The sequence below is a fragment of the Sphingomonas sp. BE138 genome (genome assembly GCF_031456125.1).
Taxonomy (GTDB): Bacteria; Pseudomonadota; Alphaproteobacteria; order Sphingomonadales; family Sphingomonadaceae; genus Sphingomonas.
Window position 1 is genome coordinate 26,247 of record NZ_JAVDUC010000006.1, and the last position, 13,511, is coordinate 39,757.

14 protein-coding genes are annotated in these 13,511 nt (G+C 67.7%); 4 read left to right on the forward strand and 10 right to left on the reverse strand.

The genetic code is table 11. The features are described 5' to 3' along the window. Positions 1-14: 14 nt before the first annotated feature. Genes J2Y58_RS09480 through cysD form a run of 3 tightly spaced genes read right to left on the reverse strand, consistent with a single transcriptional unit; the run spans position 15 to position 3,585 of the window. A complete protein-coding gene (locus J2Y58_RS09480) occupies positions 15-746 on the reverse strand; it encodes a 3'(2'),5'-bisphosphate nucleotidase CysQ (protein WP_310102050.1) in 732 nt (243 codons plus the stop codon). Further along, positions 743-2,665, reverse strand: coding sequence for a sulfate adenylyltransferase subunit CysN (gene cysN / locus J2Y58_RS09485; RefSeq protein WP_310102053.1), 1,923 nt, complete (start codon positions 2,663-2,665; stop codon positions 743-745). The genes J2Y58_RS09480 and cysN overlap by 4 nt, the downstream gene beginning before the upstream one ends. Then, positions 2,665-3,585 carry a sulfate adenylyltransferase subunit CysD gene (gene cysD, locus J2Y58_RS09490; protein WP_310102056.1) on the reverse strand — a complete coding sequence of 307 codons (921 nt, stop codon included), beginning with the start codon at positions 3,583-3,585 and terminating at the stop codon, positions 2,665-2,667. Before cysD ends, cysN begins: the two co-directional genes overlap by 1 nt. Before the next feature lie 183 nt (positions 3,586-3,768). Here cysD and J2Y58_RS09495 point away from each other — a divergent pair, with 183 nt between their 5' ends. Further along, positions 3,769-4,617, forward strand: coding sequence for an endonuclease/exonuclease/phosphatase family protein (locus J2Y58_RS09495; protein WP_310102059.1), 849 nt, complete (start codon positions 3,769-3,771; stop codon positions 4,615-4,617). A 2-nt stretch (positions 4,618-4,619) separates the two neighbouring features. On the opposite strand, the gene J2Y58_RS09500 is transcribed toward J2Y58_RS09495, so the two are convergent. The 3 genes from J2Y58_RS09500 to rnd all read right to left on the reverse strand — a co-directional run bounded on the left by J2Y58_RS09500 (position 4,620) and on the right by rnd (position 7,046). Continuing rightward, positions 4,620-5,474 carry an MBL fold metallo-hydrolase gene (locus tag J2Y58_RS09500; RefSeq protein WP_310102062.1) on the reverse strand — a complete coding sequence of 285 codons (855 nt, stop codon included), beginning with the start codon at positions 5,472-5,474 and terminating at the stop codon, positions 4,620-4,622. Positions 5,475-5,571: 97 nt separating this feature from the next. Then, positions 5,572-5,862 carry an I78 family peptidase inhibitor gene (locus J2Y58_RS09505; protein WP_310102065.1) on the reverse strand — a complete coding sequence of 97 codons (291 nt, stop codon included), beginning with the start codon at positions 5,860-5,862 and terminating at the stop codon, positions 5,572-5,574. Then, on the reverse strand, positions 5,859-7,046 hold the full coding sequence (gene rnd / locus J2Y58_RS09510) for a ribonuclease D (RefSeq protein ID WP_310102068.1): 1,188 nt from the start codon (positions 7,044-7,046) through the stop codon (positions 5,859-5,861). Before rnd ends, J2Y58_RS09505 begins: the two co-directional genes overlap by 4 nt. A gap of 174 nt (positions 7,047-7,220) precedes the next feature. On the opposite strand from rnd, the gene aspS reads away from it, so the two are divergent. Further along, positions 7,221-9,038 (forward strand): aspartate--tRNA ligase, encoded by a 1,818-nt coding sequence (gene aspS / locus J2Y58_RS09515; RefSeq protein ID WP_310102070.1) that lies wholly within the window; start codon positions 7,221-7,223, stop codon positions 9,036-9,038. Between the two features lie 147 nt (positions 9,039-9,185). Here aspS and J2Y58_RS09520 read toward each other — a convergent pair whose 3' ends face one another. Continuing rightward, positions 9,186-9,815: a carbonic anhydrase gene (locus J2Y58_RS09520; protein ID WP_310102074.1), complete on the reverse strand. Its 630-nt coding sequence runs from the start codon at positions 9,813-9,815 to the stop codon at positions 9,186-9,188. A 53-nt stretch (positions 9,816-9,868) separates the two neighbouring features. Here J2Y58_RS09520 and lipA point away from each other — a divergent pair, with 53 nt between their 5' ends. Together lipA and J2Y58_RS09530 are read left to right on the forward strand one after the other, a co-directional pair. After that, entirely contained in the window at positions 9,869-10,798 is a 930-nt protein-coding gene (gene lipA, locus J2Y58_RS09525) for a lipoyl synthase (RefSeq protein WP_310102077.1), read from the forward strand. After that, entirely contained in the window at positions 10,791-11,261 is a 471-nt protein-coding gene (locus J2Y58_RS09530) for a type II toxin-antitoxin system RatA family toxin (protein WP_310102080.1), read from the forward strand. Before lipA ends, J2Y58_RS09530 begins: the two co-directional genes overlap by 8 nt. Here J2Y58_RS09530 and J2Y58_RS09535 read toward each other — a convergent pair. From J2Y58_RS09535 to J2Y58_RS09545, 3 genes are read right to left on the reverse strand one after another with little or no spacing between them, the layout of a single operon-like run. Next, complete coding sequence (locus J2Y58_RS09535; protein ID WP_310102083.1) at positions 11,213-11,725, reverse strand: CinA family protein; 513 nt, start codon at positions 11,723-11,725, stop codon at positions 11,213-11,215. The two genes, J2Y58_RS09530 and J2Y58_RS09535, sit on opposite strands and share 49 nt — an antisense overlap. Further along, entirely contained in the window at positions 11,722-12,252 is a 531-nt protein-coding gene (locus J2Y58_RS09540; protein ID WP_310102086.1) for a hypothetical protein, read from the reverse strand. The genes J2Y58_RS09535 and J2Y58_RS09540 overlap by 4 nt, the downstream gene beginning before the upstream one ends. Continuing rightward, positions 12,249-13,376 (reverse strand): bifunctional 2-C-methyl-D-erythritol 4-phosphate cytidylyltransferase/2-C-methyl-D-erythritol 2,4-cyclodiphosphate synthase, encoded by a 1,128-nt coding sequence (locus J2Y58_RS09545; protein WP_310102089.1) that lies wholly within the window; start codon positions 13,374-13,376, stop codon positions 12,249-12,251. The genes J2Y58_RS09540 and J2Y58_RS09545 overlap by 4 nt, the downstream gene beginning before the upstream one ends. Between the last annotated feature and the right edge of the window lie 135 nt (positions 13,377-13,511).

The following is a 13,511-nucleotide window of genomic DNA, read 5'->3' on the forward strand; positions in this document are numbered from 1 at the left end:
ACGCGGTGGGTAGTTCAGGATACTTGGTTCAGCGCCGCCATGACCCGAGTGACATGCTCCGGGCGGCAAATCAGCAGGTCGGGGAGCCAGGTGTCGGCGCAATTGTAGATCAGCGGCGTGCCGTCGATGCGGCTGACGTGCAGCTTATGCGCGCGGGCGACCGCGGCGGGGGCGCAGCTGTCCCATTCATATTGCCCGCCGGAGTGGAGGTAGATGTCGGCCTCGCCGAGGATCACGCTCATCGCCTTGGCGCCGGCGCTGCCCATCGGCACCAGTTCGGCACCGAGTGCTTGCGCCACCGCGACCGCTTCGGGCGCGGGGCGCGAGCGGCTGACGACCATCCGCAGCCGCTCCGGGGCGGGGGGGACGGGGACCGGCCGGTCGCTGCGCAGGACGCGGCCGGCGGCGGGCAGCGCGACCGCGCCGATCGCGGGAACGCCGTCGATCGCGAGCCCGACATGCACCGCCCAATCCTCGCGCCGTTCGGCATATTCGCGCGTGCCGTCGACGGGATCGACGATCCACACCCGCGAGCGGTCAAGGCGGATCGGACAATCCTTTTCCTCTTCCGACAGCAGACCGTCCTGCGGACGCTGCGCGCGCAACGCGTCGACGAGGAAGCGATTGGCGATCGCGTCGCCCGCCACGCCGAGCGATTTGTCGGCGAGCATTCCGCTGTCGCGCACCGTCATCAGCAGGGCACCCGCGGCATTTGCGAGATGCGCGGCGAGATCGGCGTCGGTCATGCGCGGCGCAGCAGCAGGTCGACGATCCGCTCGGCTGCTTCCTCGGGGGTGGTCCGCGTGGTGTCGATACGCACCTCGGGCGTTTCCGGACGCTCGTAGGGGCTGTCGATCCCGGTAAAGTTCTTGAGCTGCCCGGTCCGCGCTTTCTTATAGAGGCCCTTCACGTCGCGGCGCTCGGCCTCCTCGAACGGCGTGTCGACGAAGACCTCGACGAACTCGCCCGCCGGCAGCATCGCGCGCACCATCTCGCGCTCCGCGCGGAACGGACTGATGAAGGCGGTGAGCACGATCAGTCCGGCGTCGGTCATGAGCTTCGCGACTTCGCCGACGCGACGGATGTTCTCGATCCGGTCGGCCTCGGTAAAGCCCAGGTCCTTGTTGAGCCCGTGGCGGACGTTGTCGCCGTCGAGCAGGAAGGTATGGCGGCCGAGCGCGTGCAGCTTCTTCTCGACCAGGTTGGCGATCGTCGACTTGCCCGAGCCGGACAGACCGGTGAACCACAGCACCGCCGGCTGCTGATCCTTGAGCCGCGCATGCGCCTCGCGGCTGATGTCGACCGCCTGCCAGTGGACATTCTGCGCCCGGCGCAGGCTGAAGTGCAGCATCCCCGCCGCGACCGTCGCGTTGGTCAGCTTGTCGATCAGGATGAAGCCGCCGAGCGTGCGGTTGTCGGCGTAGGGCTCGAAGACCAGTCCGCGATCGGTGGTCAACTCCGCGACGCCGATCGCGTTGAGGTCGAGCGTCTTGGCGGCGAGCTGCTCGAGCGTGTTGACGTTGACGACGTATTTGGGTTGCTGGACGGTGACCGACACGGTCTGCGTGGCAAGCTTCAGCCAATAGCCGCGCCCGACGCGCAAGCTTTCGTCGGCGAGCCAGACCAGCGTCGCCTCGAACTGGTCGGCGGCCTGCGGCGGCTGGTCGGCGGTGGCGATCACGTCGCCGCGCGAACAGTCGATCTCGTCGGCGAAGCAAAGCGTGATCGACTGGCCCGCGACCGCCTGCTCCAGATCGCCGTCGAGCGTGACGATGCGGGTGACGGTCGAGGTCTTGCCCGAGGGGAGCACACGAATCGCAGCGCCGACCGACACACGACCGGTCGCGATCAGCCCGGCGAAACCGCGGAAGTCGAGGTTCGGGCGGTTGACCCATTGCACCGGCATCCGGAACGGCTTGTCGGCGTCGAGCGAGGATAGCACCTCGACCGTCTCGAGATGCTCGATGAGCGTCGGGCCGGTGTACCAGGGCGTGTTTGCGGAGCGCGCGGTGATGTTGTCGCCCTTGAAGCCGGAGATCGGCAGCGCGGTGAAGGTCTGGATCCCGATCGAGCGCGCGAAGGCGGTGTAATCGGCGACGATGGCGTCGAACACGTCCTGATCGTAGCCGACCAGATCCATCTTGTTGACCGCCAGCACGATGTTGCGGATGCCGATCAGGTGACACAGGTAGCTGTGCCGCCGCGTCTGCGTCAGCACGCCCTTGCGCGCGTCGATCAGAATCACCGCCAGGTCCGCCGTGGAGGCGCCGGTGACCATGTTGCGCGTATATTGCTCATGTCCGGGGCAGTCGGCGACGATGAACTTGCGCTTTTCGGTGTTGAAGAAGCGATAGGCGACGTCGATCGTGATGCCCTGCTCGCGCTCGGCGGCAAGGCCATCGACCAACAACGCGAAGTCGATCTCGCCACCCTGCGTGCCCACCTTGCGCGAGTCGCTTTCCAGCGCGGCGAGCTGGTCCTCGAAGATCATCTTCGAATCGTAGAGCAGCCGCCCGATCAGCGTCGACTTGCCGTCGTCGACCGAGCCGCAGGTGATGAAGCGCAGCATCGTCTTGTGCTGGTGGCGGTCGAGATAGGCGTCGATGTCCTGCGCGACCAGATCGTCGACGACATAGGCCGGCTGGGGAGCGGGTGCATTGCTCATCAGAAATACCCCTGCTGCTTCTTCACTTCCATGCCCGCGCCGCCCGCATCCTTGTCGATCGCGCGCCCCTGCCGCTCGCTGGTGGTGGTCAGCAACGTTTCCTGGATGACCTCCGGCAACGTCGTCGCGCGGCTCTCGACCGCGCCGGTCAGCGGATAGCAGCCGAGCGTGCGGAAACGGACCGAACGCATGACCGGCTCCTCGCCGGGCAGCAGGCGGAAGCGCTCGTCGTCGACCATCAACAGCATCCCGTCGCGCTCGACGGTCGGCCGCGCGGCGGCGAAGTACAGCGGGACGATCGGCACGTCGTTCAGGTGGATGTACTGCCAGATGTCCAGCTCGGTCCAGTTGGAGATCGGGAAGACGCGGATGCTCTCGCCCTTGTTCTTGCGCGCGTTGTAGAGGTTCCACAACTCCGGCCGCTGGTTCTTCGGATCCCAGCCGTGGGTGGCGGTGCGGAAGCTGAAGATCCGCTCCTTGGCGCGGCTCTTCTCTTCGTCGCGGCGCGCGCCGCCGAACGCCGCGTCGAAGCCGTATTGATCGAGCGCCTGCTTCAGCCCCTCGGTCTTCCACATGTCGGTGTGCAGCGCGCCATGGTCGAACGGGTTGATCCCGCGCTCGATCGCCTCCGGGTTCTGGTGGACGAGCAGGGTCATGCCGCTTTCCGCCGCCATCCGGTCGCGCAGGCGATACATTTCGCGGAACTTCCACGTCGTGTCGACATGCAGCAGCGGGAAGGGCGGGGGGCTGGGGAAGAACGCCTTGCGGGCCAGGTGCAGCATCACCGCGCTGTCCTTGCCGACCGAATACAGCATGACGGGGTTGTCCGCCTCGGCCACCACTTCGCGCAGGATATGGATCGCCTCGGCCTCCAGCCGCTGGAGGTGGGTGAGCCGTGCGGGGTCGAGCAACCGTGACATTCCTATCCCTTTGCGCCGGGCAGGGTGCCCGCGCGTCATGCGCCTGTCATCCCTTGCGCGGAAACGGCGGGCGATGGGGCGTGGAATTGGTTGCGATCGGGCAATTGCAGCTTCGTCGCCCCGCTCGCCATGACGACGCTTCTGGTCGATAGCGGAGCGCTGTGAAGAAAAATGAGGTTGCCGATGAAACGCTTGATGATGATCGCCGCGACGGCCGCGGCCGTGATGACCGCGAGCGGCGCCTGGGCGCGCGACCTGCGGGTAATGACCTTCAACGTGCGCTTCGCCAATCCGAGCGACGGCGCAAACGTGTGGAGCGCGCGGCGCGCGGTGTTCATGCGCACGGTGCGCGCGGCGAACCCCGACGTGATCGGCACGCAGGAATTGCTGAGATCGCAGGGCGACGACATCGTCGCCGCGTTGCCGGCATACCGCTGGTTCGGGCGCGACCGCGACGGCGGGCATGACGGCGAGCATATGGGCGTCTTCTACCGCACCGACCGGCTCAAGCTGGTGCAAAGCGGCGACTTCTGGCTCTCCGACACGCCCGAGGTGCCGGGCAGGCCGGCGTGGGGCGCGAACCTGCCGCGAATGGTGACATGGGCCGTGTTCGAAACCGTTGGCGAGAAGACGCCGCACCGCTTCCTGATGGCCGATACGCATTTCGCGCATCGCGGCGCGGAGGACGAGGAAGCGCGTACCCGCTCCGCCGCGCTGATCGCCGAGCGCTTGCCGGCGATCGCGCGCGGGCTGCCGATCGTGCTGACCGGCGACCTCAACACCACCGTCGACAGCGCGGCGGTCAAGCACCTGACCGCGTTCCTGACCGACGCCTCCGCCCTGGCGCGAACCAAGGGCGCACCGACCGGCACGTTCCACGATTTCACCGGGGTGCCCGAGCCCGGCAAGTGGATCGATCATGTGCTGGTCAAGGGCTTCCGCCCGATCTCCGCTCGGGTGCTGACCACGCACGCGGGCGCGCGCTACCCCTCCGATCACTTCCCGATCGTGGCGGTGCTGCGCCCGGAGTGACGCTATAGCGGTCGCCCGGCCTGCAAGCGTTCCAGCTCGACCGGATCGTGGGTGCAGGTGACGGTGACCGCGTCGCGCCGTTCCACCGACAAGCGGCGCAGCCGCTGCTGGTTGTCGAGCCGTGCGGTGGCGTCGACCTCCATCAGCCGCTGATAGGCGCGCAGGCCCGGCGTACAGCGCCGCCGCGCCTGCCGCATCTCGCCGCGGTAGAAGTACGCATCGCCGGCGTGCAGCAGCCAGCGGCCGTCGTCCTGCCGAACCGCAACTCCGGCGTGCCCCCAGGTATGGCCGGGCAACGGCACCATCAGGATTTCGGGCGGCAGGCCGACCAGATCGCGCACCGCGTCGAACCCGAACCAGCTGTCGCCCTGTGCGCCATATCCCTGCCAGCGCTGCACCTCGTTCAGCTGCGACGGGCGCCAGCGATTCCGCGCCACCACCCCGGCGCGCGGGCCGGTGGCGTCATCATATTCGCGCTGCATGACGTGGACGGTGGCGTTGGGAAAGTCTTCCAGCCCGCCGGCATGATCGAAATCGAGATGCGTGGCGATGATGTGCCGCACGTCGCCGGCCGCATAGCCCAGCGCCTCGATCTGGCGGATCGCGGTCTCGCGTTCGTGCAGCCGGATGTTGAGCATCATGCGCCACGGCACGCTGATCCGCGGATCGGGGCGATGGTGCGGATGCGCGACGTCGCGCAGGCCGTAGCCGGTATCGACCAGCACCAGTCCGTGCGCATCGGTCTCGATCAGGAGGCAGTGGCAGACGATGCGGCCGAGCGGGCCGACACTGCGCCCGTCGAACAACGCGCCGCCCAGCGGGCAGTCGGTTCCGCAGTTCAGATGGAATATTCGCATGACGCACCTCCACCGCCCACGCTACGGCAGAGTGCAACCATCTGTAATCACGTCGATCAGCATCGAAGCGGCTGGAAAAGGCGACGCATGGGCGCGCCTATCCGCAGGTGAACCTCACCACCTTCCCCGCGGCGTCGCGCTCCACGTTCAGCCGGTCGGGGCGGAAGTCCATCGTCACCGCATCGCTGGTCGCATAGCCGCGCACCGTCCGCGCGCCGCTCAGCCGCTGAGCCTCGCCGGTCACCTGCGCGGCGGGACGTCCGACCAACGGCTCTAGCGTATTGGCGTCGCACTGCACGCCGGGCGCCGCCGCCTCGACGACCGGCGGTGCCGGCGTCGCGCATGCCGCCAGAATCAGCGGCGCCACGATCGCGGCGCTGCGGGTCATGCCGTTGCCCCGGTGCTCGACATCGTGCGCGACATCGTCAGCCGGCCGTCCTGCACCGCGAACGCCATCCGTCCCTCGACCAGGTCGAGCGCATCCTGCCCGAACTGGTCGAAGCGCCATCCCTGCAGGATCTGCAATCCCTGCCGCTGCCCGGCGGCCAGCGCCTCCAGCTCGTCGCCACGCGCCAGCAGCCGCGGCGCGACGTCGATGTCGCGCGCGCGGATCTTGAGCAGCAGCTTGAGCAGGTCGGCGACCAGCGCGCCCTCCTTGCCCAGCCCGGGCTTCCGATCCTCGCGCGGCGGCATCTCGTCGTCGGGCAGCGGTCGCGCACCTTCGATCGCCGCCATCAGTCGCGCGCCGATGTCGTTAGTCGCCCAGGTCTGCGACAGCCCGCGCACCTTGGCGAGATCGGCCTGTTTGCGCGGCGCGTGGCCGGCGAGGTCGGCGATCGTCTCGTCCTTGACGATGCGGCCGCGGGGCAGGTCCTTGGCCTGCGCCTCCAGCTCGCGCCACTTCGCGATCGCCTTCAGTCGGCCGAGCACCTCCGGCTTGCGGCTCGAGATGCGGACTCGCTTCCAAGCGACATCGGGGTCGTTGGCATAATTGGCGGGATCGGCCAGCCGCTCCATCTCCTGGTCCAGCCACGCGCCGCGCCCGGTCTTGCGCAGCCGCTCCAGCATCTTCGGGAAGATCCTCGACAGATGCGTCACGTCGCCGATCGCATATTCGATCTGCCGCGCGTCCAGCGGGCGGCGCGCCCAGTCGGTGAAGCGTGCGCCCTTGTCGATCTGCACGCCCAGCCAGCTGTCGACGAGGTTCGAATAACCGATCTGCTCGCCCTGACCCAGCGCCATCGCCGCGACCTGCGTGTCGAACAGCGGGTGGGGCGTGCGTCCGGTCAGATTGTAGATGATCTCTATATCCTGCCCGCCGGCGTGGACGACCTTCAGCACGTCGTCATTGTCGACCAGCAGGTCGAGCAGCGGACCCAGGTCGATCCCCGGCGCCATAGGATCGATCGCCGCGGCTTCCTCGGTATCGGCGATCTGGATCAGGCACAGCTCGGGATAATAGGTGCTCTCGCGCATGAACTCCGTGTCGACGGTGACGAACGGAGATTGTGCAAGGCGCGCGCAGAGATTGGCGAGCGTGGCGCTGTCGGTGATGAGCGGATGAACGTGCATAAGCGCCCGTCCATAGCCCGGCGCACGCGCCTTGACAAAGAGGGGATGAAAAGGGGAGGGCGCTGGCCAACGACAACTTCGTCACCCCGGCGAAAGCTGGGGTCTTCCCCGCGGGCGCGCGCTTGCGGCACGAGATCCCGGCTTCCGCTGGGATGACGCTATCAGAGATAACCCATGCACGCCTATCGTACCCACACTTGCGCCGCGCTGTCCGCCGACCAGGCCGGCGACACCGTCCGCCTGTCCGGCTGGGTACATCGCAAGCGCGACCATGGCGGCGTCCTGTTCGTCGACCTGCGCGACCATTACGGCATCACGCAGATCGTGGCTGATAGCGACTCGCCCGCGCTGTCGGTGCTGGAGGCGGTGCGCGTCGAGTCGGTGGTCACGATCGACGGCGATGTGAAGCGTCGCTCGGAAGGCACGGTGAACGGCAATCTCGCGACCGGCGAGATCGAGGTCTATGCGCGCGCCGCGACCATCCTGTCGGCGGCCGAGGAGCTGCCGATGCCGGTGGCGGGCGAGCAGGATTATCCCGAGGATATCCGCCTGCGCTACCGCTTCCTCGACCTGCGCCGCGAGACGCTGCACGCCAACATCGTGCGCCGTACCAAGGTGATCGCCGACATGCGCCGCCGCATGGAGGACGCGGGCTTCACCGAATATTCGACGCCGATCCTGACCGCGTCGTCGCCGGAGGGCGCGCGCGACTTCCTGGTGCCCAGCCGCATCCATCCGGGCAAGTTCTACGCGCTGCCGCAGGCGCCGCAGCAATATAAGCAATTGCTGATGGTCGCGGGCTTCGACCGCTATTTCCAAATCGCGCCGTGCTTCCGCGACGAGGACCCGCGCGCCGACCGGCTGCCGGGCGAATTCTACCAGCTCGACCTGGAGATGAGCTTCGTCACGCAGGAAGAAGTATGGGAGACGATGGAGCCGGTGATCGGCGGCATCTTCGAGAAATTCGCCGACGGCCGCACCGTGACGCCGATCGGTGAATTCCCGCGCATCCCCTATGACGAGGCGATGCTGAAATACGGCAGCGACAAGCCCGACCTGCGCAACCCGCTCCTCATCACCGACGTGTCCGAGCATTTCACCACCTCGGGCTTCGGGCTGTTCGAGCGGATCGTGGGCTCGGGCGGCGTCGTCCGCGCGATCCCGGCGCCGGGCACCGCCGAGAAGAGCCGCAAGTTCTTCGACGAGATGAACGATTGGGCGCGCAGCGAGGGCCATGCGGGCCTCGGCTATGTCACCCGCAAGGGCGGCGAGTTCGGCGGGCCGATCGCCAAGAACCATGGCGCCGAGGGAATGGAGGCGCTGTACGCCGCGCTCGGGCTCGGACCCGACGACGGGCTGTTCTTCGCGGCGGGCAAGCCGGAGCAGGCCGCCAAGCTCGCGGGCCTCGCGCGCACCCGCGTTGCCGACCAGCTCGGACTGATCGAGCAGGGCGCGTTCCGGCTGTGCTGGATCGTCGACTTCCCCTTCTACGAATGGGACGAGGACGAGAAGAAGGTCGAGTTCGCCCACAACCCGTTCTCGATGCCACAGGGAGGCATGGACGCGCTGACCGGGCAGGACCCGCTGACGATCAAGGCGTATCAGTACGACCTCGTCTGCAACGGCTATGAGATCGCCTCGGGCTCGATCCGCAACCAGTCGCCCGAGCTGATGGTCAAGGCGTTCGAGCTGGTCGGGCTGTCGAAGGCGGATGTCGAGGAGCGGTTCGGCGGCCTGTATCGCGCGTTCCAGTACGGCGCGCCGCCGCACGGCGGGATGGCGGCGGGCGTCGACCGGATCGTCATGCTGGTGTGCGATGCGCAGAACCTGCGCGAGGTGTCGCTGTTCCCGATGAACCAGCGCGCCGAGGACCTGTTGATGGGCGCGCCCACTCCGGCCTCGGCCAAGCAACTGCGCGAGCTGAGCGTGCGCGTGACCGCCGACGCGCCGAAAAAGGACGCCGCGGCCACGGTGAGCCCGCACGCGGGGTGAGGCGAGGGCGGATGTCGCACATTCCCCTCGTCATTCCCGCGCACGCGGGAATGACGGTGTGTGGTAATCGCGCTGCCCTCAGCCTCCAAAAGGATGGCCGCCAAGCTCCGTGAAGGAGCGAGGCGGCCCATCACCTTATTACGCGGCTTATGCGGCTTCGTAATGCCCGTCTTCCTGCAGGACGTTCAGCTTGCCGTCCTTGATCGCGAAGACCGCGCCGTGGATCTTCAGCGAGCCGTCGTCCAGCCGCGCCTTTACGAACGGGAAGGTCTTGAGGTTCTCGATCGAGACCTTGACGCCCTCGCGCTCCAGCGCGGTCTGGCCCTCCGGACCGTCGCCATATTCCGCGATCACCTTTTCGCGCGCGTCGTCGAGCAGCTTGATCCACTCGGCGACGAACCCGCCTTCACCCGGCTTGGCATCGCGCAGCGCGCCCGACAGCGACGCCTTGACGCCGCCACACTGGCCGTGGCCGAGCACCAGGATCTCGTCGACCTTCAGCACGGTGACCGCGAACTCCACCGCCGCCGACACGCCGTGCAGGCCGCCCGACGGATCGAACGGCGGCACCAGGTTCGCGACGTTGCGCACCACGAACACCTCGCCGGGCACCGTGCCGAAGATCGTCGCGGGATCGACGCGGCTGTCCGAGCACGCGATCACCATCACCCTGGGCGACTGTCCCTCGGCCAGCTTGCTCCAGCTGTCGCGCTCCTCGATCCATTCGTTGCCGCGGAAGCGGTAATAGCCTTCGATCAGGTCGTGGAACTTTCTCATTCTACAAAAGCCCTTCGTTGTTTCGGGTGGAAGTAAACGCTATCTGCGACCCCATGAACGACATGACCCCGCTCCCGGCTCCGCAGCGGCAACGCAAGCCCGACTGGATTCGGGTCAAGGCCCCGACCAGCGAAGGCTTCGCCGCGACGCGTGCGCTGATGCGCTCGAAAAGCCTGACGACCGTGTGCGAAGAGGCGGCCTGCCCGAACATCGGGGAGTGCTGGACCAAGAAGCACGCGACCGTCATGATCCTGGGCGACACGTGCACGCGCGCCTGTGCATTCTGCAACGTGAAGACGGGCATGCCACGCGCGGTCGATCCGATGGAGCCGCAGAACGTCGCCGATGCGGCGGCGCAGATGGGCCTGGCGCATATCGTCGTGACCTCGGTCGATCGCGACGATCTTCCCGATGGCGGTGCCAAGCAGTTCGTGAAGGTCATCGAGGCCATTCGTCGCACAAATCCGCACACCACGATCGAGATCCTGACCCCCGACTTCCGCAACAAGCATGAGGCGGCGGTCGAGGCAATCGTGGCGGCACGTCCGGACGTATATAATCACAATCTGGAAACGGTGCCGCGGCTGTATCCGACCATCCGGCCGGGCGCCCGTTACTACGCGTCGCTGCGATTGCTGGAAAGCGTCAAGAAACTCGACCCTTCGATCTTCACGAAGTCGGGCATCATGCTCGGGCTGGGCGAGGAACGCCTGGAAGTGCATCAGGTCATGGACGACATGCGGTCCGCCGATATCGATTTCCTGACGATGGGCCAGTATCTCCAGCCCACGCCGCGCCACGCCAAGGTTGCCGATTTCGTCACCCCCGCGGCGTTCGACGCCTTTGCCGCGATCGGGCGCGCGAAGGGCTTCCTGCTGGTCGCCTCCTCGCCGCTGACGCGCTCCAGCTATCATGCGGGCGACGATTTCGCGAAGATGAAGGCGGCGCGCGATGCAAAGCTGGCCGCCGTGACGAATGCCTAAGCACAGCGAGACCCGGCGGCTACCCTATACGCCGGAACAGATGTTCGACCTGGTCGCGGACGTGCGGCGCTACCCGGAGTTCCTGCCGTGGGTCAGCGCGATGCGCGTCCGCAAGGACGATCCGCAAGAGACGCTTGCCGACATGATCGTCGGATTCAAGGGGCTGCGCGAGACGTTCACGTCCAAGGTGACCAAGCATCGCCCCGACACGATCCGCGTCGAGTATATCGAGGGGCCGCTCAAATATCTGAACAACGACTGGCGCTTCCGTCCTGATGGCGATGCGGGGTGCCTGGTCGACTTCTCGGTCGATTTCGCGTTCAAGAACCGGATGTTCGAGATGCTGGCGGGCCAGGTGTTCGGCGTCGCGCTACGCCGGATGATCGGCGCGTTTGAGGAGCGCGCCGCGAAACTCTACGGCGCGTCGGGCAGCAGCAGTTCCAGCGCGCACAGCGCTGCCTGAAGCCGCACCCCGCCGCGGCCCAGGTCGCCGAAGAAGCGCTTGTCGGCGACCACGTCCGCGGGGTCGCCCCCGCGCTCCGCGCGGGCGAAGACGACGGTGCCGACCGGCTTCTTCTCGGTCCCGCCGCCCGGCCCGGCGACCCCGGTGATCGCCACCGCGACATCGGCTTCCGACTCCGCGAGCGCCCCCTGCGCCATGCTCCACGCCACCGCGATCGATACCGCGCCGAACGTGTCGAGCACGTCGCCGCTGACGTTGAGCAATTTCTGCTTGGCGGAGTTCGAATAGGTGACGAAACCGGCCTCCAGCACGTCGGAAGAACCCGGTATCTCGGTCAACGCCGCCGCGACCAGCCCGCCGGTACAGCTTTCGGCCACGGCGATGCGGCGCCCGGCGGCGCGGTTCGCTTCCACCACGCGGCGCGCGGCGTCGACCAGTTCGGGGGGCAAAGTCACGTCGTTCATCGCGCGGCTCCGGCGGCGCAGACCGGCAGGTCGGGGATGTCGGTGCGCTTGCCCTTGTTCTTCTCGCTCTTGAGGTATTGCAGCGTCGCGACGACGATCCCGGCGGTATTGCGCGGCGGCAGCGGCTCCAGCAACGTGACGAGGCGGTCGAGCGTCGGGCAGTCGGCAGGCTGGATACGCCCGGTGATCTGCGGCGCGAAGATCGAGGTAAGCATCGGGCGCGCATAGTCGCTGAGCAGCAGCAGTTCCACCGCCGGATCGCTGAGCTTTGCAATGGCGGTGCGCGCGGCGGGCCAGGCGCGGTCCGCCTCACGGTCGTATTTGTCGAGGAATGCGCCGCTTTGCCGCCGCAGCAGGCTGCTCGCAGGCAGCGATGCGCAGACGCGACCGGCGTCGCGAATGATGTCGGGCATCGCGACCAGCGCGATCGACTCGGCATCGGCCGCGCTCAGGCACGGCGCCTGCGCCGAAGCGGCGGACGCGGTCAGCATCGCCACGCACGCGGCGAGCGCGGCGGAGCGTTTCATGCCAGCCACCGGCGCGGCAGTTCGACGGTCGCGACCGCCTGCGCGGCGATGCCCTCGCCACGGCCCGTGAATCCCAGTCGCTCGGTGGTGGTCGCCTTCACGCTGATCCGATCGGTCGACAGCCCCAGAAGTTCCGCGATCCGCGCCTGCATCGCCGCGCGGTGCGGTCCGATCTTGGGCGCCTCGCACATCAACGTCAGGTCGACGAAGGTGATCCGGCCACCACGCGCCTCTACCAACCCACGGGCATGCGCCAGGAACTGCCCCGATTCGGCACCGCGCCATTGCGGATCGCTGGGCGGAAAGTGCGTGCCGATATCGCCCGCCGCGATCGTGCCGAGCACCGCGTCGGTGATCGCATGGAGCGCGACATCGGCGTCGCTGTGTCCCGACAGCCCTTGGTGGTGCGGGATCAGCACGCCGCCCAGCCACAATTCCTCGCCGTCTTCCAGCCGGTGGACATCGAAGCCGCTGGCGGAACGCGTCTCGGTCGCGACACGTGCCTCGGCAGCGGCGAAATCGGCGGGGTAGGTGATCTTGTCCAGCATCGTATCGCCTTCCACCATCGCGACGCGCTTGCCCAGCGCGCGCACCATCTGCGCATCGTCGGTGGCGACCGTCCCGTCCCATGCGGCGTGCGCGGCGTTCAGCGCATCGACGCGGAACGCTTGCGGGGTCTGCACGCGGCGCAGCCGGTCGCGCGCGATCGTCTCGCCATCGGTCGCGACCAGCGTGTCGGCCACGGAAAGTACCGGGATCGCGCCGTCCGCCGCGTCCAGCGCCGCCAGCAGCCGGTCGATCACCGCCGCGGGCACGAACGGCCGCGCCGCGTCGTGCACCAGCACGCGGGTCGCGTCGCCTAGCGCCGCGAGACCCGCCGCGACACTGTCGCGTCGCTCCGCCCCGCCGATCACCCACTCCGCATCCGGCAACGCGGCGCGCAGCAACCCTTCCTGCCCCGGCGCGATCGCCACCAGCACGCGGTCGATCGCAGGGTGCTCGGCCAGCGCGGCATGGCTCCACGCCAGCATCGCTCGGCCGGCGACGGGGGCGAATTGCTTAGGGAGCGAACTGCCGCTGCGGGAGCCGGTCCCGGCGGCGACGATAAGGGCGACCGTGGTCATGGCGGCGCCCTAGAACAGGTTGCGGCGCGATGAAATGGCTACTCTCCTCGCGTGATCGCCCCCCGCCGTTCGTGCTGAGCTTGTCGAAGCACGTGTCTCGAGCGCACATTTTGGTGGGATCAGGGGCGGTTCGCC